General features: G+C 70.4%; 18 protein-coding genes and 2 pseudogenes. 9 read left to right on the forward strand and 11 right to left on the reverse strand.

Features of this window, described 5'->3' with window-relative positions:
- Window positions 1-387: 387 nt before the first annotated feature.
- Window positions 388-1878: a NupC/NupG family nucleoside CNT transporter gene (locus ACFYE1_RS12755; protein ID WP_387743300.1), complete on the reverse strand. Its 1491-nt coding sequence runs from the start codon at window positions 1876-1878 to the stop codon at window positions 388-390.
- Window positions 1879-2032: 154 nt separating this feature from the next.
- Between ACFYE1_RS12755 and ACFYE1_RS12760 the strand changes: the two are divergent.
- From ACFYE1_RS12760 to ACFYE1_RS12770, 3 genes and pseudogenes are all read left to right on the forward strand, one after another.
- Window positions 2033-2935, forward strand: a pseudogene (locus ACFYE1_RS12760) (nucleoside hydrolase); the annotation flags it as partial.
- Between the two features lie 36 nt (window positions 2936-2971).
- Window positions 2972-3907, forward strand: a complete 936-nt coding sequence (locus ACFYE1_RS12765; RefSeq protein WP_387743505.1) for a ribokinase — start codon at window positions 2972-2974, stop codon at window positions 3905-3907.
- Between the two features lie 269 nt (window positions 3908-4176).
- Window positions 4177-5193, forward strand: coding sequence for a CPBP family intramembrane glutamic endopeptidase (locus ACFYE1_RS12770; protein ID WP_387743303.1), 1017 nt, complete (start codon window positions 4177-4179; stop codon window positions 5191-5193).
- A gap of 66 nt (window positions 5194-5259) precedes the next feature.
- Here ACFYE1_RS12770 and ACFYE1_RS12775 read toward each other — a convergent pair whose 3' ends face one another.
- The 4 genes from ACFYE1_RS12775 to ACFYE1_RS12790 form a co-directional block, all read right to left on the reverse strand.
- Complete coding sequence (locus ACFYE1_RS12775; RefSeq protein WP_387743305.1) at window positions 5260-5556, reverse strand: hypothetical protein; 297 nt, start codon at window positions 5554-5556, stop codon at window positions 5260-5262.
- Window positions 5557-5781: 225 nt separating this feature from the next.
- On the reverse strand, window positions 5782-6042 hold the full coding sequence (locus tag ACFYE1_RS12780) for a TM2 domain-containing protein (protein WP_387743307.1): 261 nt from the start codon (window positions 6040-6042) through the stop codon (window positions 5782-5784).
- The gene (locus tag ACFYE1_RS12785; RefSeq protein ID WP_387743310.1) at window positions 6039-6920 is read right to left on the reverse strand and encodes an HNH endonuclease family protein; all 882 of its coding nucleotides are present in this window, start codon (window positions 6918-6920) and stop codon (window positions 6039-6041) included. The genes ACFYE1_RS12780 and ACFYE1_RS12785 overlap by 4 nt, the downstream gene beginning before the upstream one ends.
- Window positions 6921-7028: 108 nt before the next feature.
- Window positions 7029-7802, reverse strand: coding sequence for a hypothetical protein (locus tag ACFYE1_RS12790; protein ID WP_387743313.1), 774 nt, complete (start codon window positions 7800-7802; stop codon window positions 7029-7031).
- Between the two features lie 418 nt (window positions 7803-8220).
- On the opposite strand from ACFYE1_RS12790, the gene ACFYE1_RS12795 reads away from it, so the two are divergent.
- Window positions 8221-9327 carry a zinc-binding dehydrogenase gene (locus tag ACFYE1_RS12795; protein WP_387743315.1) on the forward strand — a complete coding sequence of 369 codons (1107 nt, stop codon included), beginning with the start codon at window positions 8221-8223 and terminating at the stop codon, window positions 9325-9327.
- A 23-nt stretch (window positions 9328-9350) separates the two neighbouring features.
- Here the strand turns inward: ACFYE1_RS12795 and ACFYE1_RS12800 are convergent, their stop codons facing one another.
- The 3 genes and pseudogenes from ACFYE1_RS12800 to ACFYE1_RS12810 all read right to left on the reverse strand — a co-directional run.
- Complete coding sequence (locus tag ACFYE1_RS12800) at window positions 9351-12530, reverse strand: DEAD/DEAH box helicase (RefSeq protein ID WP_387743318.1); 3180 nt, start codon at window positions 12528-12530, stop codon at window positions 9351-9353.
- Between the two features lie 89 nt (window positions 12531-12619).
- Window positions 12620-13339 carry a histidine phosphatase family protein gene (locus tag ACFYE1_RS12805; RefSeq protein ID WP_387743320.1) on the reverse strand — a complete coding sequence of 240 codons (720 nt, stop codon included), beginning with the start codon at window positions 13337-13339 and terminating at the stop codon, window positions 12620-12622.
- Between the two features lie 94 nt (window positions 13340-13433).
- Window positions 13434-13619 (reverse strand): annotated as a pseudogene (locus tag ACFYE1_RS12810) (IMP dehydrogenase); the annotation flags it as partial.
- Window positions 13620-13625: 6 nt separating this feature from the next.
- On the opposite strand from ACFYE1_RS12810, the gene ACFYE1_RS12815 reads away from it, so the two are divergent.
- On the forward strand, window positions 13626-14033 hold the full coding sequence (locus ACFYE1_RS12815; protein WP_387743508.1) for a helix-turn-helix domain-containing protein: 408 nt from the start codon (window positions 13626-13628) through the stop codon (window positions 14031-14033).
- Between the two features lie 64 nt (window positions 14034-14097).
- On the opposite strand, the gene ACFYE1_RS12820 is transcribed toward ACFYE1_RS12815, so the two are convergent.
- Window positions 14098-14481 carry a hypothetical protein gene (locus tag ACFYE1_RS12820; RefSeq protein WP_387743323.1) on the reverse strand — a complete coding sequence of 128 codons (384 nt, stop codon included), beginning with the start codon at window positions 14479-14481 and terminating at the stop codon, window positions 14098-14100.
- Between the two features lie 92 nt (window positions 14482-14573).
- Between ACFYE1_RS12820 and ACFYE1_RS12825 the strand changes: the two genes are divergently transcribed.
- Window positions 14574-15779 (forward strand): cupin domain-containing protein, encoded by a 1206-nt coding sequence (locus ACFYE1_RS12825; RefSeq protein ID WP_387743326.1) that lies wholly within the window; start codon window positions 14574-14576, stop codon window positions 15777-15779.
- Window positions 15780-15846: 67 nt separating this feature from the next.
- On the forward strand, window positions 15847-16686 hold the full coding sequence (locus tag ACFYE1_RS12830) for a sucrase ferredoxin (protein ID WP_387743511.1): 840 nt from the start codon (window positions 15847-15849) through the stop codon (window positions 16684-16686).
- Between the two features lie 197 nt (window positions 16687-16883).
- On the opposite strand, the gene ACFYE1_RS12835 is transcribed toward ACFYE1_RS12830, so the two are convergent.
- Both ACFYE1_RS12835 and ald read right to left on the reverse strand, forming a co-directional pair.
- Complete coding sequence (locus ACFYE1_RS12835; protein WP_387743329.1) at window positions 16884-17552, reverse strand: SDR family NAD(P)-dependent oxidoreductase; 669 nt, start codon at window positions 17550-17552, stop codon at window positions 16884-16886.
- Window positions 17553-17721: 169 nt separating this feature from the next.
- Window positions 17722-18837, reverse strand: coding sequence for an alanine dehydrogenase (gene ald / locus ACFYE1_RS12840; RefSeq protein WP_387743331.1), 1116 nt, complete (start codon window positions 18835-18837; stop codon window positions 17722-17724).
- 109 nt (window positions 18838-18946) lie between these two features.
- Between ald and ACFYE1_RS12845 the strand changes: the two genes are divergently transcribed.
- Both ACFYE1_RS12845 and ACFYE1_RS12850 read left to right on the forward strand, forming a co-directional pair.
- The gene (locus tag ACFYE1_RS12845) at window positions 18947-19456 is read left to right on the forward strand and encodes an Lrp/AsnC family transcriptional regulator (protein WP_387743334.1); all 510 of its coding nucleotides are present in this window, start codon (window positions 18947-18949) and stop codon (window positions 19454-19456) included.
- Window positions 19457-19594: 138 nt separating this feature from the next.
- Entirely contained in the window at window positions 19595-20308 is a 714-nt protein-coding gene (locus ACFYE1_RS12850; RefSeq protein ID WP_387743337.1) for an HNH endonuclease family protein, read from the forward strand.
- Window positions 20309-20325 lie beyond the last annotated feature (17 nt).

Genomic DNA, 20325 nt, shown 5'->3' on the forward strand with positions numbered 1-20325 from the left:
TGCCGCGACACCGTGCTGCTGACCACGGTGATCGCGATGCTGACCATGGCGGTCGTGGCCCTGCTGCTCTCCTGAACCCGGCCAGGGCACGGGGCCTGCGCGGACTCCGGGTACGCCCGGGAGCGACCCTGTCGCACGACCACGACCCGAGGAGTCCGCCCCCTGGAGGACACCCTTCTCGGCAGTTCCGGCCTCTTCGTCTCCCGGATGGCCCTGGGAACCGGCCCGAGCCCGCGGAGGCGGAGTTCTCCGCCGGGCAACGGGGCCACGTCGTCGGGCAAGGACCAGGCCGAGGCGCAGGAGGGCAGGCCTTCTCGAGACCGGGACGAACCAGGACCCTGCCCGGGACCAGTGGGCGATCCTGCCTGCAGTGCTCCCACGAGGAGGTCAGCCGATGAGCATGCCCGCGATCGCGGCGCTCATGAGGTTGGCGAGCGTCCCGCCGAGCACGGCCCGCAGGCCGAGCTGGGCGATGTCCCGGCGGCGGCTCGGGGCGATGCCGCCGAGTCCGCCGAGGAGGATCGCCAGGGAGCCGAAGTTCGCGAATCCCGTCAGCGCGAAGGTGACGATGGCCTGGGTCTTCGCGGAGTAGGTGTCGATCTGCGGGGCGAAGTCGGCGAACGCGACGAACTCGTTGAGCACGAGCTTCTGCCCGAGAAAGCTGCCGGCGTCGAGCGCCTCGGCCCAGGGCACCCCGACGGCGAACATCACCGGCGCGAAGACGTACCCGAACAGCTGCTCGAGGGTGAGGTCGCCCATCCCGAACAGGCCGCCGATCGAGCCGAGGATCACGTTGGCGAGCGCGATGAGCGAGATGAAGGCGATGAGCATCGCCCCGACGTTGAGGGCCAGGCTCAGGCCGTCGGACGCGCCGCGGGCGGCGGCGTCGATGACGTTGGCCGGCGCCTCGTCCTCGTCGGCGGGGTCGCCCGCCGCGTCCGTCGCGGACACCCCCTCCGGGTCGGCGGACCGGGCGACGTCATCGGGCCGGACGGCGTCGCCGTCGTTCCGGTCCGCGGTCTGGGCGTCCTGCCGGCGGGCGATCTCGAGGGCCGCGTGCGACGTCGCCCCGCGCCGGGCGCCGCCGGCAAGCCACCGCCGCGCGCCGCGGGCCTCCTCCCTCGCCGGTTCGTCACGCACCGGGTCACCGGTGCCCCGGTCGGTGCTCGCCGGGCTGCCGGCGACTCCTGGATCACCCGCGGGCGCGGCCGCCGGCGCCTCCATCGCCCCGGTGGGGACGAGGATCTTGGCCATGAGCAGCGCGGCCGGCGCCGCCATGAACGAAGCGGCGATGAGGTACTCGAGCGGCGCACCGAGCAGGGAGTAGCCCACGAGCACCGAGCCGGCCACGGTTGCCAGCCCGCCGCACATGACGGCGAAGAGCTCGGACCGCGTCATCTTGGCCACGTAGGGCCGGATGACCAGCGGCGCCTCGGTCTGCCCCACGAAGATGTTGGCGGCCGCGTTCATCGACTCCGGCGTCGTCGTCCCGAGGAGCTTCGCCAGCCCGCCTCCGATGATCTTCACGACCCACTGCAGGACGCCCAGGTAGTACAGCACCGACGTCAGGGCCGCGAAGAACACGATGACCGGCAGCACCTGGAAGGCGAAGACCCCGCCCTCCTCGGGCAGCACCGGGCCGAAGAGGAAGTCGATGCCTGCGGCGGAGGAGTTGATGACGGCCTGGACCGCCCTGGTGACGGTCTCGAGCACGGCGCGACCGGCCGGGACGTAGAGCACGAGCACGCCGAAGGTCACCTGGAGGGCCAGCGCCAGGGCGACGGTCCGGATCCGGATCCTGCGGCGGTCCACCGAGAACAGGAGCGCAATGGCGAGGAGCGCGATCATCCCGCCGATGCCCCAGAACACGTCGACCATGTGCGTTGTCCTTCCGTCGAGGATGCCCAGGCTGCCGGCAACAACGTCGGTGCGGTGTCTGCCCGGTGCGAACGGCGACGCCGGCGTGGTACGGGGTACTCTAGCCGGAGCGTTGCGGAGTCCCTGTCGTCGACCGGTTCGAAGGGTGAGAGCGATGGCCGATCCGGAGGCCCGGCCCTTCTACCTGGACTGCGACACCGGCATCGACGACGCCATCGCCCTGACCTACCTGATGGCCACACCCTCGGTCGACCTGCGGGGCATCGGCACCGTCAGCGGCAACACCGACGCCGTGACCGCTGCCCGCAGCACCGTGGATCTGCTGGCCCTGCTGGATCGGCCCGACATACCGGTCGCGGTCGGCGCCCAGCACCCCCTCGGCAGCCGGTTCGGCGGAGGCAGCCCGGCAGTGCACGGCGCCAACGGCATCGGGGGCGTGCAGCTGCCGAGGGCGGACGCTGCACCGGTGACCGAATCGGCGGACGCGATGCTGATCCGGCTGGCCCACGACCATCCGGGCGAGCTCCACGTGGTGGCCATCGGCCCGTTGACCAATCTCGCCCGCGCCCTGCGGCAGGACCCCGCTCTGCCCGAGCTGGTGGGCAGTGTCACCGTCATGGGCGGTGCCGCGCTGGTCCCCGGCAACCGGACGCCGGTGGCCGAGGCCAACATCCTGCACGACCCCGAAGCGGCCGCCGAGGTGCTCGCCGCCCCGTGGGAGGTGACCCTGGTGCCGCTGGACGTCACCATGACCCACCTCCTGGACGAGGACCAACGAAAGCAGATCGCCGCCATCGATCATCCGGTGATGCCTCCGCTGGCCGCGATGCTCGAGCGCTACGCCGGCTTCTACGTCGACGTCTTCGGCCGGCCGTCGTCCGCCGTGCACGACCCGCTGGCCGCAGCGGTGGCGGCGGGCACCGTCCGGCCCGGCCTCGCGCCGGTGGTCCGGGTCCAGGTCGACACGACCGACGGCCCGGGGCGCGGTCAGACGATCTGCGACATGCGTGGCCGCTACGCCGGATATCCCACTCCGGCCGGGGCCCGGTGCCGGGTGGTGCTGGAGCTGGCGGAGGACTTCGCGCCGCACCTCCTGAGGGCGTTCCGCCGGCTCGCCCCGTCGTCACCGGAGGAGTCCGCACGGCCGGCGCTCACCGTGGTGGGCAGCATCAACATCGACCTGACGGCGGTGTGCGAGCGGCTGCCAGCTCCTGGGGAAACCGTCGGCGGCGCTGCCCTGCACCGGCAGCCGGGTGGCAAGGGCGCCAACCAGGCCGTCGCCGCGGCGCGACTCGCCGGGCGCTCACGGATGATCGGCGCCGTCGGCGACGACCCGGACGGCGACGTCGTCCTCCGCAGCATGGCAGCCGCCGGAGTCGACATCACCGGCGTCGGACGCGTGCCGGCGCCGACCGGCACCGCCCTCATCGCCGTGGATCGTCACGGGGAGAACCAGATCGCGGTCTGTGCCGGTGCCAACGCCGACGTGTCCGTCGAGGGCGTGACCTTCGCCCCGGACGAGGTCGTGCTCTGCCAGCTGGAGATCGAGCTCGACACCGTGCGCGAGACCGCCCGGCGGACCACCGGCTTCTTCGCCCTGAACGCCGCCCCGGCCGTGCCCCTCCCGGGGGATCTGGTGGACCGGTGCGACCTCATCATCGTCAACGAGTCCGAGTACGCCCTCCTCCCCGAGCTGGCCGACGCCGAGCTGGTCGCGGTGACCCGTGGCGGCGAGGGCTCGGCCCTCTACGTCCACGGGCGACGAGTCGCCTTCGCCCCCGGCAACACGGTGGCCGTGGTCAGCACGGTCGGCGCCGGTGACGCGTTCTGCGCCGCGCTGGTGCTGGCCCTGACCTCCGGGCTCGACCACGAGACGGCGCTGCGCGCCGCCAATGCCGTGGGCGCTCATGCCGCCGGCGACCCCTCCGCACAACCGGCCTTCTTCCCGCTGGCGCACTACCTGCCGCCCCCGGACGACGCCGAGAAAGCCTCATCGGCCGACGGATCACGCTCTCCTGATCGTCCCTGACCGCGCGCGGAGCCGCTCCTCCGGCGGCAGAGGGCTGCCGATCAGCGGCCACGGGGAGTCGTCCCGGTCCCTCCGGTGACGCCGCGACCGCCGGACCGCCCCGGTGAGCACCGCCCGGGTGTGGATTCCTCCGGCCGGCTCGACACCTCGTGCGGAGCCGGGCCAGCTCGTGGTCCCGGAGTTCCGGGGCCGTCATCGGGAACTAGCCTGGGCACATGACCTCGCACCCTCCGCGGCGACCGGCTCCCTGGCAGCCCGAAGGGCCGGCCGTGTCCGGACCCCCGGGCCTCGGCCGCCCTGTCCCGCCCGCCGGCCGGGCGGGGGCGCCCACCCCGTACCCGGGGCCTCCGGGAGAACCCGTTCCGCCCACCGGTGGTCCGACGACGGCGGCGCCGCTCACCCACTCGGAGTTCTACCGCACGCCCCGGAACCGCTGGTGGAAGGGGTTCCTCAGCATCCTGGCGCTCGGCGCGGCGATCATGCTGTTCTCGATCGTGCTGGCCTTCGCCGCCACGGCGATCGACGTCCTCCTGGGCAGCACCACGATGGAGGAGCTCGGGAGCGGGCAGATCACCATGACGCCGGTGCTGCTGCTGGCGACCAACCTGTCGCTGATCGCCTCGGCCGCCGTCGCCGTGCTCCTCCACCGCTATCTGCACCGGCAACCGGTCGGCACGCTGCACTCGGTGGTGGGCCGCTTCCGGTGGGACTGGCTGGGGCGGGCGTCCGTCGTCGTCGTCCCGCTGTTCGTGGCCTACGTGGCGGTCGTGGCGCTCGTCGAAGCCCAGCGTCCGGTCGTCCTGGACGCGACCGCCTGGGCCTTCCTCGCGATCGTCCTGCTCACCACGCCCCTGCAGGCGGCGTCCGAGGAGTACATGTTCCGCGGCGTGATCCAGCGCGCGGCGGGCTCGTGGGTTCCCGGGGCCGTCCCGTCCCTGGTGCTCGGCACCCTGGTGAGCGCGGTCCTGTTCTCCCTCGCGCACTTCGCGACCGACGTCTGGCTCATCGCCTACTACCTCGTCTTCGGGATCGCGATGTCGCTGCTGACCCAGTTCACGGGCGGGCTCGAGGCGGCCTCGCTCGTGCACGCGGCGAACAACGTCCTGCTGTTCATCGTGTCCGCGTCCACGGGAATGATGAGCGAGGGGTTCGACCGCTCCGCCGGCGCGGGCGGCCCGGTCATGCTGTTCCCGATGCTCGTCGTCGCGGCTGTGGCCGCCGTCCTGATCGTTCTCGGCCGGCGGCGGGGACTGCAGCACCGGGCCGTTCCGCCAGCGACTGCCTGAGGCCGTTCCGCCGGCGACGGGAAGGTCCGACCGGTGGGTGAGGCCCACCGGTCCGGACCCAGTGGGCTAGAGCTCGCGGTCCTCCGTGACGTCGAGGTCGCGGAACGTGGGCTCCCCGTCCATGAGGTCGGTCAACTTCCTGGCGTACTCCTGGGTCTGCGGGAGCTGGGAGTTCTCCATGGCGGACTCGTAGGAGTCGAAGAAGACGATCTCGCAGTAGCGCTTCGGGTCGTTGCGGTCCGTTGTGGTGAGGACGCGGCGAGCCGTGCGGTTCCCCTGCGAAGCCTGCTCCCACTCCGCATAGACCTGGGCCACCTCCTCCGGCTTCGAGGTGGTGTATTCGATCAGCTGGATGAAGGCCATCACGCACACTCCTTGGGATGTGACCCCCTGCCCCGGGCCACCAGTTTAAGCCCGGGCCGCCGGGCCGGCGCTCAGATGACGGTCATGGTCCCCTGACCCGCCGGGGAGTCTTCGGGGGTTTGGCCGGCGGCCCGGTGCGGCAGCTGCCGGGCCCGTCGATCCCACAGTCCCCGCCGAGGACGGACCGGCGGACCGATCAGCGAGCACGCCCGGCGCGAGGTCTGGTCACAGCCGGCCGCTGTTGATCCGCCGGAGACGTCGGGTCAGGAAGAAGCCGTCGAGCAGCGACCAGAGGCCGAGTCCGCCGAGCGTGAGGGTCATGGCGATGCCCCTCTTCCAGTCCCCGAGGTAGTAGCGGTGCAGTCCCAGCCAGCCGAAGAAGATCCAGAGCAACCAGGCGTCGGTCGGGTTCCGGTAGTGGCGCTGGTGGCGGGACGTCCTGTTCCGGGGGCGCGGTCTGCCGACGACGGGGGCGTTCCCGATCACGTCAGGTCCTCGTTCCGGTGGTCGGTGGGAAGCTCCTGGCCGGGGCAGGCGGACAGGACCTCGGCCATGGCCGCCTTCTCCGGAGAAGTCACCCGGAGCCCGTACTTGGCCTTCACCGCGATCTGGGTGGCCACGTACTCGCAGTGGAAGGACTCCTCGGGCGGCAGCCACTCGTCGGCCGGGGAGTCGGACTTCGCCGCGTTGACGGAGCCGTCCACGGCCAGCAGGTTCAGCGGGTCGTTGTAGAACTCGACCCGCTCGGCCGGGGAGAGGCCGCTCGCCCCGGAGACCCACGCGTTGCCGGCGGCCACGACGTGGTCGATCTGCACGTCCGAGGAGGTGGTGACCCCACGGGTGAAGAAGATCGGGGTGCCGGTGTAGGGGTCGTCCAGCGTCCCCGACTCCACCCGGCACCCGTCATGGGACTCGACATCGGTCAGATCCCTGGCGAGGATCTCGTTGCGCGTGTCCACGCAGTTCCCGTCCGCGTCGACCCAGTCGCCGAACAGGGCAGAGCGGTCGTAGTCGGACAGGGAGCCACGGGCGGCCACCTCCAGTCCGTCCAGGGCGGCGAGGGCTTCCGACGACGACGTCCGAGCCGCTGTGGGCTCCGGCGAGGCGGTGACCAGCCTGTCCTCGGTCGTGGTGGGAGACGGCGAGGGGGTCGGCGCCGTGGTGCCGGCAGCGGCCGCCGGCGGCAGCGGGGACGACTCGGCGACCAGTGCGGAGGGCGCCGCCGACAAGGCGACGGCCAGCACGCTGCCCACCATGGCCAGGTGCGCCGGCACGGCGAGGAGCCATCTGCCGGTCCGGAAACCAGGATGGGAGGTGAAGGCGGTGCGCCCGGGATCAGGGGGCGACTGGCGGGCGGTGGTCATGGTTCTCCTGGGGGACACGAAGGATCCGGGGGGCATGTCGGCGGGCGCTGGTTCCTGGACCGCGGAATGACGCTGACGGATCCGGGCCCGCAGGGTGGTCCGCGGGGGTCACCGTCCGAGGTCCTCGGCCGCGGCGTCCCAGGCGGCGTGGGCGTCCCGGGTCTGGGTGGGCCGGTAGGTGTTCCGCAGCTGGTCGAACGCGGCGTTGCGCTGCTGGGCCAGGAACGCCGCGGAGCCCTGCGTGGCGGCGTCCTGGCGGACCCGGTCCCGGGCCGCCGTGATGGTCTCCATGATCCGCTCCGCAGCCTCGGTGCCGCCCTGGAGATAGGCCTCCCGGACCTCCCGGTCCTCGTGGAAGAGGTACTGCTCGCTCGTCTGACCCCGCGCGGCGTCGAACGGGCTGTCGGCCAGGTCGGAGACCATGGCGGCCATCCAGTCCAGGCGGGCATCGACCTTCTGCCGCCAGGCGGGCGTGACAGCCTGTGGCCGGAGGGCCCAGACATCCGCACCGTGCTCGCGGAACCGCTCGACGCTCCAGTCGGCCCTCGGCACCACGCCCAGCGTCCTGGACAGGGACGAGAGCTCGCTGAGGGCCTTCTGGGTGTTCCTGGGCCGGAGATGCCACTGGAGCCAGGCCGAGCGCATGTCCTCCGCACCGGCCCGCCGGGCCGCCGCAAGAGCCTTGTGCTCGGGTCGCCGGGTCGGCGAGGGCACCGACCCGTGGAACATCTTCTGCACGGCGGCGGTCACGGCACTGCCCAGCACGTAGACGAGCCGCAGGACCAGCACGATGAGGCCCAGTGCGGCGAAGAACAGGCCCACGGGCTGGATGAGCGGCAGGAGCTCCGGGAGCAGCTCGGGCAGGGAGACGGTGGTGGTCATGGTGGATCCCCCGACGACGTGTAATTGCTTAAGCATGCACATTACCCACACTGCCTCCCGGAGCGACGTCCGTTCGGGGCTCCGGAGACCGGTACATGCACTGCCGGAGCGGCGCCCGGTGCCGGCGAGCCACGACCCTTGTCCGAAGGCCCAGGTCAGCGCCGGATCCCCGGGTGCAGAAGGCGCCGATCAGCCGGGACGCGCCCTGTCCCCTCTTCGGAGGGCGGTGCCGTGTGTGACGGAATAGGGCGCAGCAGAGGCTTTCGGGTGGGGTGGATCCGAGAGGACCGACACCACGGGCCCCGGGGAACCAAGAGACTCTCCGGTGGAACTCCGGGCCGCACGTCGTCTCGATAACCGGGGGATCGGACGGTACGGTGAACGGCGTCACACCCGTGCACCGAGACCGGAGGTCGTCGTGAAGATTCGTGGAGCCGTCCTGGAGACCATGGAGGCCTCTGCCCCGTACGCGGAGTCCCAGCCGCTGCGCGTCGAGGAGTTCGAGCTCGGCGAGCCCGGGCCCACCGAGCTGCGCGTGCGGATCACCGCCGCCGGGGTGTGCCACTCCGACCTCTCCGTGGTCAACGGCAACCGGCCGCGGCCCCTGCCGATGCTCCTGGGGCACGAGGCGGCGGGCGTCGTGGAGCACGTGGGCGCCGAGGTCACCGACCTGGCCGTGGGCCAGCACGTGGTCATGGCGTTCCTGCCGCGCTGCGGCGAGTGCGCCGCGTGCAAGACCGAGGGCCTGCTGCCGTGCACGGTCGGCTCGAAGGCCAACGCCTCCGGCACACTCATCGAGGGCTCCCAGCACCTCACCTCCGAGACCCGCGGGAACGTCTACCACCACCTGGGGGTCTCCGGGTTCGCCACGCACGCCGTGGTGGACCGGCGCTCCGTGGTGCCCGTGGGCGAGGACGTCCCGGCCGCGATCGCGGCCGTCATGGGCTGCGCGGTGCTCACCGGGGGAGGGGCCGTCATCAACGCGGCGCAGGCCACCCCCGACGACGCCGTGGCCGTGGTCGGCCTCGGCGGCGTGGGGCTCGCCGCGGTGCTGGTCGCCAAGGCCGTGGGCTGCCGCCGGGTCATCGCCGTGGACGCGCTGGCCGAGAAGCTGGAGCTGGCCAAGGAGTTCGGCGCGGACGAGGCGCTCACGCCGGACGAGCTCGTGGCGCTGGAGGACAAGCCCCGCGTGGTGATCGAGGCCGCCGGGCACCCCCGGGCGTTCGAGACCGCGTTCAACGCCACCGCCGTGGGCGGGGTGACCGTCACCGTGGGCCTGCCGGCGCCGGGTGCCATGTCCCAGATCGAACCGCTGAAGATCACCGCCGAGGCCCGCCAGATCATCGGCAGCTACCTGGGCTCCGCCGTGCCGGCGGTGGACATCCCCAAGTACGAGCAGATGTGGCGCGACGGAAAGCTACCGCTGGAGAAGCTGATCACCTCCCACATCACGCTCGACCAGATCAACGAGGCGATGGACGAGCTGGACGCGGGGCGGGCGGTGCGGCAGGTGATCGAGTTCTGAGCTGCGTCCCTGAGCGAGTGTCCCTAACTGAGGGGCGCGACCGTACTCGCGGCAGAGAACACGGTAGATGGCATCTGGCGGCGCAGTTTCCAGATGATCGACATGGGCTTGGACCCTTCGTGCGACACGTAGTCGACAGGGCCCAAAAAGACATAAGGCGCAGTCATTTTCTCTTGTTCTGAGAATTCTCGAACAAACAGCATGATGTGGCTGTCCTGCCGGGTGTGGTGCTGATACCGCTGTCCGGATGAGGACTCCGGCGTGGTCTGATTCTGCGATTCCCAGTGGAAGAGCGTCTCGGAGATTGCATAGTCCTTATACATGGTGTTGGGTGAGAAGTCCTTCTCCGACTTGCGGAGCGTGACGAGCAGCGCCTCGCAGCGCGAAAACGGAATCCACGACACTCCTTCGCGCACCGTGCCGGGAGTGCGCTGACCTTCTTCTCCCATGCCCAGACCGGCCAGAAGCTCTTCCCGGGTGTAGTGCGCATGGGTCTGCAGGGGAATGTCGGCGTAGCCCTGCCCCAGCGGCTGCGGCAGGTTGCGTGCGTTGTCGGCGGTGACATCGATGAGCTGCGTCGACTCATCCCGCAGGATGGCGTGCGACCGGAGCAGTTGGAGCCCGCTTTCCAGGTCGGCCGGCCCGCCGCTCTTTGGGCCCTGCGGCCAGAAGGAGTAGTAAAGCATACGGGCCATCCGCTGCTCCATGAGCGGCAGAGACGATACCGGTGGTGCATCCGGTCGTAGCAGGGCCCCGTATGACTTGAGGCGGACAGGGTCATCTACATTTAGGAACGCCTTGGCGCGCTGCAGTAGACCGAGGACTTCCAGCTCATCATCCTCGGCGGGCCAGAGCACATCGGGGACCAACCCACCGGCGCGACGCAAAGTGTTCCAAGTCGTTGGCCGTCCATCGAACTTGCCCCGTCGATAGATGTCCGAGGCTTCCGAGAGAGAATCCATCAAGTACTGATGCAGGGTGTACGACTCCGGTGACGGATGCTGCGCCGCCAGAACCTTAATGTCGTCGACCACTTCCCGAACGTTCGGGTGTAATTGGCGCTTTACGTTGCTGAGCACTACGGATTGGGCGACCGCGTCAAAGACGATCTGCGTGCCGGAGGGAAGGAAGGGGAAGTCGTCTTCCAGGTCCCTAATCAGGCGAATCCGACCTGATCCCGTTACAGCACGGTATTTCAGGTCGAATCGGAACTTTCGGTGCTGGAATCCGATGAAATCCAGGACGGTTAGTACGGGTTTGTCGGGAGCTAGCCGTAGACCGCGTCCCAGCTGTTGGAGGAATAACGTGGGAGATTGCGTCGGTCGTAGCATGAGGATGGTGTCGACCTGCGGGATGTCGAGCCCCTCGTTGAACAGATCCACGGCAAAGACGGCCCGCAGTTCTCCGCGCTGCAGCGCTTTGAGAGCAGTCCGACGCTCGTCGCTGGAACTCTCCGCGGAAAGGGCCACCGATCGCAAGTCTGCTTCTGTGAACTTCCGTGCCATGTACTCAGCGTGGTCAACAGAGACGCAGAAGCCAATGGCTTTCATGCGGTACGGGTCGAGCACTTTGTCATTTAGGGCCTGCAGCACCTTGGCGGTGCGAGCGTCATTGCCCGTGTAGACGGCATTTAGGTCTTCTTTCTCATACCGTCCCCGCCGAAACTGCAGAGCAGACAGGTCGACGCCGTCTGAGACGCCGAAATAGTGGAACGGCGTCAGCAGCTGCTGATCGAGGGCATCCCACAGGCGCAGCTCGCTGGCGATGCGGCTCTCGAAAAACTTCTCCGCGACGTTGACGCCGTCGCCGCGCTCCGGAGTGGCCGTGAGCCCGAGAAGCTCCTGGGGTTGGAAATGTTCGATGATCCTCCGGTAGGTCGGAGCGTCGGCATGGTGGAACTCGTCGATAACCACCACGTCGAAGGAATCGGGGGCGAAGCGGTCCAGGCCCTTTGCGTTGAGCGATTGAATCGACGCGAAGACGTGCTTACCTCGTGCCGGCTGGTAACCATCCACCATCAGCTCGCCGAAGGCGCCGTCACGCAGCACGGTGGCGTAGGTTTGACGCGCCTGCTCGAGGATTTCGCGCCGATGCGCTACAAAAAGCAGTGAAAGCTCGTCTAAGGAGCCGGACTGCAGTCGACGATAGTCCAAAGCAGCCACGATGGTTTTTCCGGTGCCCGTGGCGGCGACAAGGAGATTCCGGTGGCGGTCATGAATGACGCGCTCGGCCTCCAGCTCCTGGAGCATTTGAGCTTGGTAAGAGTAGGGCTGAACATCAAGGTGGGCAATGGACACTTCCGAAGACAGCCGTCCGCCGCCTTCGGCCAGGGCAGTCGTCAAGCGCTCGGCGTCGTCGTCCGGGTTGTAGGGCTCGAAGCCCTCCGACGCCCAGTAGCTCTCAAAGGTTGCCTCGAACTTCTGGAGAAGTGCTGGGGTCGCGACGGAAGAAAGGCGCACGTTCCATTCCAAACCGTCAAGCATCGCGGCGTGCGACAGGTTCGAGCTGCCGACATATGCAGTGCTGAATCCTGTGTTGCGATGGAACATCCACGCCTTGGCGTGGAGGCGTGTATTGCGAGTTTCGTAGCTGATTCGGACCTCGGCGTCGTACTTGCGCACCAGCGCGTTGATGGCCTTGGCGTCACTGGCACCCATGTATACCGTGGTAAGTACACGGAAGGGAATACCGCGATCCTTCAACTGATGCAGCTCCTTGTCCATGACATGGAGCCCCGACCACTTCACAAAGGCGATGAGGAGGTCTACCCCGTCGGCGCTTTCCAGTTCCTTCGCGATTTCACGACCCACCTGTGGCTCGTGCGGAGTGTTGGTGAGCAGCGCCGCGTCTGATAAAGGAGTAGTCGGTCTTCGTAGTGGCTTTCCTCCATCTGGCGCAACGGATAGCAGTTGGCGGGGGCCGGGGGCGATATGTAGCGTGTCATCCGGCTTTTGATCCAGAAGCGCCAGAATGCGATTCGCTTCGTCGACGCGCGCCTGTGCCGGGACTGACTCCAGATGCGCGTTGATGCGATGCGCCAGATAGCGGCTTAATACGTGTGGGCTGTCCGCATCGTCCACGTCATCAAACGAGATTTTCTCAGGTGACAAGTGTGCTAGTTGACGGGATAGCCCAGCATCCTCGAGATGCTCATACAAACCGGGGAAAAGACGCTCGGTGGCAGTAGAGTGCGTTGGGCCCATAGGTGCAGCCTAGATGCAATGCATTGTCTACCTCTGCCAAAGGCCGGACTTTTAGATACCGTGTGGTAGCCGAATGACCCATCGTCGTCTCAGGGTGTACGGCGGGGCGTCCCATCTCCAGCATTCCCGGCGCTCTCATCGAGGGTGTCCTCGGCGCTCTCGCCCGTGATGTCCTCGGCGGCGCGGTCCTCCAGGCCCGGGCCGCCGAGCGGATCGCGATGCCAGGCCACTAGGTGCCACCCGCCGGCGGGCCGGTCCTCCAGTACGGCCGCGCCGGTGTTCATGATCTCCAGCTGTGCCGCCTCGTCGACGTCGATCCCGCCGCGCAGCGCGGTGTAGACGCGGATCGCGGCCCCGTGGCTGAAAACCGCCACCGTGTCCGCGGGGTCATGGGACCGCGCGATCTGCTGCAGGGCGGCGTCGAAGCGGCCGAGGAACTCGTGGCCGTCCGGGCCGCCGGACATGGGCCGGTTCAGGTCGCCGTGTATCCAGGCGACGAGACAGGAGATGTATGCGTGGTGGGCGTCAGGGTCCGCCCGCCTCTCCAGGTTCCCGGCCGAGATCTCCTCCAGGCCGGGACGGACCTGGACCTCCAGACCGCGGGCCTCGGCCAGCGGCGCGGCGGTGAGCTGAGTCCGCACCAGCTGCGAGGCGTGGATGCCGCTGATCCGCTCGTGGCATAGTGCGGCCGGGACCGCACGGGCCTGGACCCTTCCCAGGCCGGTCAGCGGGGCTCCGGGTACCGCCGTGTCGAGCTCACCCGAAACGTTGCAGGGTGTCTGGCCGTGGCGGATCAGCAGCAAGCGCATGGTTCCAGCGTAGGTACGCTCCTCGACCTCGGGGTAGCAGCCGCCCCTCGCTCCATCGGGCACCGCGGCTGCGGTCCCGGGGCCCCGCGGGAGCTCAGCCGGTGGTGCGCAGGACCTTAATGGCTCGGCGCTCGTCCATCGTCCGGTAGGCCTCGGTGGCCTGCTCCAGGGGCAGGGTGAGGTCGAACACCTTGCCCGGATCGATCTACCGGTCCCAGATCTGCTGGATGAGCTTGGGCAGGGCCTCAGGACGTTCGGCCTCCGCCGGCTGGCCGCCGTGGCCGAGCTGCTGGGGATCCTCGCCGACTCTCCGGAGGCGGAGCGCCGCTACCTGGACAGCCACGGCGGCTCCTACCGGCTGGACGCCGCCAAGGCCGAGGTCTTCAACCGGGCGCTGGGCTACATCACCGAACACCTGGACGGCCGGATGCTCGTGCCGGAGGTGGCCGAGGCCGTGGGGCTGAGCCGGGACGCGTTCTCCCGCCTGTTCGCCAAGGCCACCGGCGTGGGCTTCAACCGCACGGTCACCCGGATGCGGCTCACCGAGGCCTGCCGGCTGCTGCGCGGCACCGACCTGCCGGTCTCGGACATCTGCTACCGCGTGGGCTTCACGAACCTCTCCAACTTCAACCGGCACTTCCGGGCCACCACGGGCACCATGCCGTCCCGCTACCGGCGGATCGACCAGCTCTGAGCGCGACGCGGCGTCGTCGTGCACCCTGCCGAGACGGCGCACGACGCGCCGGTCGTTGTCCAGCTCACTCGAGGGCCGAGGCCGCGAGGGCTGTTCCCTCGCCCGCGCTGCACGGATAGCCTCGACTTGGGCGGTGCTGCTCACGCACCGCGTGTCCTGGTGACCAGGTGCCGGTGACGGCCCGGTCACCCGAATCTGGGAGGCCAACATGACTGATGCACAGCAGGATCCGAACCAGACGGAAGGTCCCGCCGACGGCGGAGCCTTCGGCGCCCCGGGCGTCCACGACGGCGGTGCCGATGGCGGTGCCGACAGCGGAGCCGAGGGCCCCGCTGACGGTGGGGCGGCCGGCACGCCGGGTGTCCACGACGGCGGCGCCGATGGCGGTGCTGACGGTGGAGCCGAGGGCCCGGCCGACGGTGGGGCGGCCGGCACGCCGGGTGTCCACGACGGCGGCGCCGATGGTGGTGCCGACGGCGGCGCGGACGGTGGCGCCGATGGTGGCGCCGACGGAGGAGCCGAAGGGCGAGCCGGCTGAGCGTGAACGCCGACCGCACTGACGGGCAGGACCCCGGCGCCCCTGGTGGCTCCGGGGTCCTGGAGACCCGCCTGATCGACATCGGCCGGGAGCGGTTCGCCCGTGACGTCTGGGGCCGGGCGCCGCTGCTCACGCGCCGGGCGGGCGGCTTCGCCGATCTGTTCTCCGCCGATGCCGTCGACGAGCTCATCTCGCGCCGCGGGCTGCGCACGCCCTTCCTGCGCGTCGCCAAGGACGGCTCGACGTTCCCCGACTCGTCCTTCACCTCTCCCGCCGGTGTCGGCGCCACCGTTGCCGACCAGCTCGACGACACCGCGCTGTGGCGCCGGTTCGCCGACGGCGCCACGCTGGTGCTGCAGGCCCTGCACCGCACGTGGGAGCCGGTCGCGGACTTCAGCGCCGCGCTGAGCAGCGAGCTCGGGCATCCGGTGCAGGCCAATGCCTACATCACCCCGCCGCAGAACCGCGGGTTCGACGACCACTACGACGTCCACGACGTCTTCGTCCTGCAGATCGAGGGGACGAAGCGCTGGGTCCTGCACGAGCCGGTGCACCCGGATCCGCTGCGGGACCAGCCCTGGACCGATCGCCGCTCCGCCGTGGCCGAGGCCGCGAAGGGCGAGGCACATCTCGACGTGGTGCTCGAACCCGGCGACGCCCTCTACCTGCCGCGCGGCTGGCTGCACGCGGCCCAGGCGCAGGGGGCGGTCTCCGTCCACCTCACGCTCGGGATCCACAACTGGACCCGCCACGGTCTGGCCGAGCAGCTCGCCCAGGAGGCGCTGGCTCTGCTGGCCGAGGATCCCCTGATGCGCCGGTCGCTGCCCGTGGGCGTCGACGGACCGGGCGAGGAGCTCGACACCGTCCGTGAGCGCCTGGTCGCCGCGCTCGCCGAGGCCGATCCCACTCCCCGGTTCCACCGCACCCGGCGAGGACAGGGGCGCCCGGCCCCGCTGGGTCCGCTGGCCCAGCTCGCCGCCGTCCAGGACCTGGACCCCGGGTCCCCCGTGCGGCTGCGCGGTGCACTGGAAGCACGGCTGGACGGCCCGCGCCTGAGCACGCGCGTGGGGTGGCTCGACTTCCCGGAGACCGATCTGCCCTCCGTCTCGCGCCTGCTCGACGGCGAGGTCCACACCGCGGGGGACCTGGGCGTCGAACTCGTCGAACGACTGTTGCGGGCGGGGGTCCTTGTTCCCTGTGACCAGTGACACCGCCACCGTGAATGCCTCGTGCCGCTTCTGGTGCGCCGACGGAGCCCGGGGGCGCGGCGACCCGATGGCGGGCACGGCGCCGCGCGGCGTGGTGTGGGTCCTCATCGAGTACCGAGGCGCATGGCCCGTCAACGGTTTCGACGACCTGGATCTGGAGCCCGAGGCCAAGGCCCTCGTGTCCTCCGCCGCGCAGGCAGCGCGGGCGCGAATCCTGCTGGTCCGGCGACACGGCCGCCGCAGCCGTGAGGGCCCCAGCCGGTGGGCCGTGCTGCGCCAGGACAGCTCCGGCGCCTGTCATCAGCAGTGGGGGACGTGGCGCCGCGATGAGGACCTCGCGGAGATCGCCACGGCCCTCCGCGTCCCCGGAGAGCTCGGCCATCCACCCGTCCTCCTGGTCTGCGCCCACGGTCAGCACGATCCCTGCTGTGCTGTGCGCGGACGGCCCGTGGGAAGTGCCCTCAGCGAGCGCTGGCCGGAGCTGGTCTGGGAGTGCTCGCACGTCGGCGGTGACCGGTTCGCCGCCAACGTGGTCGTCGCCCCGGACGGCGTCTACTACGGAGGACTCGACGCGGAGTCCTCCGTCACCACGGTCGAGGAGCACCTCGCCGGCCGGGTGCACGCGGAGCATCTGCGCGGGTACACCGATCTGTTCCCACCGCAGCAGGCCGCTGTCGCGGCCGCGCTCGAACGCTTCGGCCCGGCCGGCCGCCACGACTACACGGTCGCCGAATCAGTCCGCGACGGCGACCGCTGGCGGGTCCGTCTCACCGGCCGCCCACCTCAGCCGGGCCTCATCGACGTCGAACTGCAGTCCCACGCCGCCCCGCCGCATCAGCTGACCTGCCACGGACCGGCGACGAGCTCGGCCAGGGTCTACGAGCTCACCGCGATGCGCATCGTCTGAAGCACAGCGCGACCGGGGGCAGGGCTCTCCGGTCGCGACCGAGGACGACGAGGACCGCGGTGTCGTAGGACGTCTCCGGTGACCGGCCTGCACCCGCGGGTGCCACCGCGCCGGGCTCGGATCCCGGACCGAGTGAGGATGTGGTCGTCCGAGGCGGATCCCCGCAGCCGCGTCGTGGATCGCTCGCGGTCAGTGCCTCACCTGTGCTGGAGCTCGATGACAGAGTCGTTCAGGTCCGGCGCCTCGGCGGCCCACAGTCCGGCGTAGGCGTCCGCGAGCCGGTCCTCCAGGCCGGCCAGGGCCTTCACCCGGAAGATCACCGCGGCAGCGCGCAGCGGCTCGCCGGCCTCGCGGGCGGCCTTTGCATATCCCTGCGCCACCGCCCGGGTCCAGGCCTCGCTCGCGGCCTTCACGGCGGCGTAGTTGGCGCCACCCGCGAGCGGGCGGTCCACCGCGGTCGAGGACACGATCGCCAGCCGTCCCGCCGGCGAGGTCCGCAGGTCGTCGTCGACGGCGCGGCTGAGGTGGCGCAGCGCGGTGAAGGAGGCCTCCAGCGCCCGGTAGTCCTCCTCCGTCTGCCCGGCGAGCCCACCGCCGCCGCGCCAGCCGCCGACGAGGTGGAGGAGCCCGTCGATCGACGCGCCGCGGTCGTGCAGCCTGCGGGCGAGGTCGAGTACGGCGCGCTCGTCGGCAAGGTCCACCGTCTCCGTGTGGGCCCCCAGGGCTGCGAGGGGAGCGAGCTTCTCCGCGCGGCGCCCGGTGGCCACGACGCGGGCGCCGGCCGTGGTCAGGGCTCGTGCCGCCGCCAGTCCGGACGCGCTGGTGGCGCCCGCGATCAGCACGGTGCGGCCGGCCAGGTCGGTCATCGCTCCATCGTCCGTGGCGCGGATGCCGGCCGTCGACTCGATGACGCTCTTCGACGTCTGGTCGAGCGCCTCGACGAGCGCTGACAGCGGGAACTTGTCGTCCCTGAGTGCACGCCGGAGCGGCCCGCCGTCGTTGACGACGGACCGCCCCGGGGGCGAGCGCGGGTGCTCAGGCGGCCGCGAGCGCGGGCTCGGTGCAGTCGAGGCCGTGGGCCTCGCTCACGGAGCGGTGGGTGACGCGCCCGGCGTGGACGTTGAGCCCGGCGGCCAGGGCGGGGTCGGCGGCCAGCGCGGCCTCGGCGCCGCGGTCCGCCAGGGCCACGGCGTAGGGGAGGGTGACGTTGGTCAGCGCGTAGGTGGAGGTGTTCGGCACGGCTCCGGGCATGTTGGCCACGCAGTAGAACGAGGTGTCGTGCACCCGGAAGATCGGGTCCTCGTGAGTGGTGGGGCGGGAGTCGGCGAAGCACCCGCCCTGGTCCACGGCGATGTCCACCAGCACGCTGCCGGGCTTCATGGCCGCGACCATGGCGTTGGTCACCAGCTTCGGGGCCTTCGCCCCGGGGACGAGCACGGAGCCGATGACGAGGTCTGCCTCGGTCACGGCGCGCTCGACCTCCAGGGCGTTGGAGGCGATCGTCGTCAGGCGCCCGGCGTACTGGGCGTCGAGCTGGCGGAGCCGATCCACGTTGATGTCGAGGATGCTCACGTCCGCCCCCAGGCCCACGGCCATGGCGGCCGCGTTGGTGCCGGCCACGCCCGCACCGAGGACGGTGACCTTCGCCGGGCGCACCCCGGGCACCCCGCCGAGCAGCACGCCCTTGCCGCCGGCCGGGGCGGTCAGGGCTGCGGCCCCGGCCTGGACGGCCAGCCGCCCGGCGACCTCGCTCATCGGGGCCAGCAGCGGCAGGCGCCGGTCGGCGGTCTGGACCGTCTCGTAGGCGATGGCCGTGACCCCGGCCTCCAGCAGGGCACGGGTCAGCTCGGGCTCGGCGGCCAGGTGCAGGTAGGTGAACAGCACCAGGCCTTCACGGAAGTGGTGGTACTCGGCGGCCACCGGCTCCTTGACCTTCAGGATCATGTCCGCCCGGGCCCACAGCTCGTCCGCGCCGGCCACGATCCGGGCGCCGGCGGCGGTGTAGGCGTCGTCGGGGATCCCGGAGCCGATACCCGCGCCGGCCTCGACGAGGACCTCGTGGCCGCGGGCGACCAGCTCGTGCACGCCCGAGGTGGTGATGGCCACCCGGTACTCGTTGTTCTTCACTTCGCGGGGAACGGAGACGATCATGGTGGGCCCTTCCGAAGAAACGGTGATGCGGTAAGCAAAATCTACAATTTCTGCCTCTTCTCCGCTGTACGCTCGAAGATCATTCGGCACAACCAGCAAGACTGGCAGAATGGATCGGTCTGTGACGCATCCCACACCGCGCTCGCCGCAGGATCTGCGGCCCGCCCACCAGCTCGACGACCTCGACCTCCGGCTGCTCGGGCTGCTGCGGGACAACGCCCGGGCCACCAACCAGGCCCTGAGCGAGACCCTGGGCGTGGCGCCGTCCACGTGCCTGGCCCGGATCAAGGCGCTGCGACGGGCGGGCGTGATCCGCCGCTTCACCATCGAGGTGGAGCCCAAGGCGCTGGGGCAGACCATCGAGGCGCTGATCAGCGTGCGGCTGCGCCCCGGGGCCCGGCAGCAGATGGCCGCCTTCGGGGAGTCGCTGAAGACCGTCCCGGAGGTCTCCCAGTACTTCTTCCTGGGTGGAGTCGACGACTTCCTCATCCACGTCCGGGTGCGCGACACCGAGCACATCCGCCAGTTCGTGATCGAGCACCTGTCCTCGAACCCGGTCGTGGCCGCGACCCAGACCAGCCTCGTGTTCGAGCACGTGCCCGGCCCGCAGGGGCTGTGAGCGGGCGGGGCACGCCGTCGTCGGGGCGGTTGTCCCCAGAAGTGCTATCACGACACAACGCATGTATTTGCAATGGCAATGCCAGGATGAGGGAACGCCCCCGACGGCGCCTCACTCCCCTCATCCTGGAGGCCCCCGATGTTCCTCGGATTGTTGTCCCGTGCCCGCACTCCCCACGCCGGTTCCGCCTCCGGCGGCCCGCTCCGGGCGGCCGCGGCCTCGGTGGTCGTGGCCGGACTCGTCCTCGTCGGCGGCGCCGTGCCCGCCGAGGCGGCGACCACCTACAGCGCTTCGTTGCGCACCGCCGTGAAGTCCCTGCCCGTGGCCGCGGAGAGCAATGCCGGCTACGACCGGGCCGCGCAGTTCGGCACCTGGAACGACGCCAACCGCGACTGCCAGAACACCCGCGCCGAGGTGCTGCAGAACGAGTCCAGGGCGAGCATCAGCTTCACCACCAGCAAGCGGTGCACCGTCAAGGGCGGGCGCTGGATCACCACCTGGGACGGGCGAGTGCACACCTCGGCCACCACCGTGCAGATCGACCACACCGTGCCCGTCCACGAGGCCTGGGGCTCCGGGGCCCGGAACTGGACGAAGGCCAAGCGCGTGGCGTTCTACAACGACCTCGGCGACCACCGCGCGCTCAGCGCCCAGACCTCTGCGCTGAACTCGGCCAAGCAGGCCCGCGGCCCCGAGTCCTGGATGCCGCCGAGGAACCGGTGCGGCTACGTGGGGGAGTGGGTCGCGGTGAAGATCCGCTGGGGCCTCAAGGTCGACAGCGCCGAGAAGGCCGCCCTGACCCGGATCGCCGCTTCCTGCCCCAATGTCGCTCTCACCGTCCGGAAGGCCTGACCGGCGGACAGTCACCG

Origin of the sequence: Kocuria nitroreducens (genome assembly GCF_042879195.1) — a bacterium.
GTDB classification, from domain to species: Bacteria; Actinomycetota; Actinomycetes; order Actinomycetales; family Micrococcaceae; genus Kocuria; species Kocuria nitroreducens.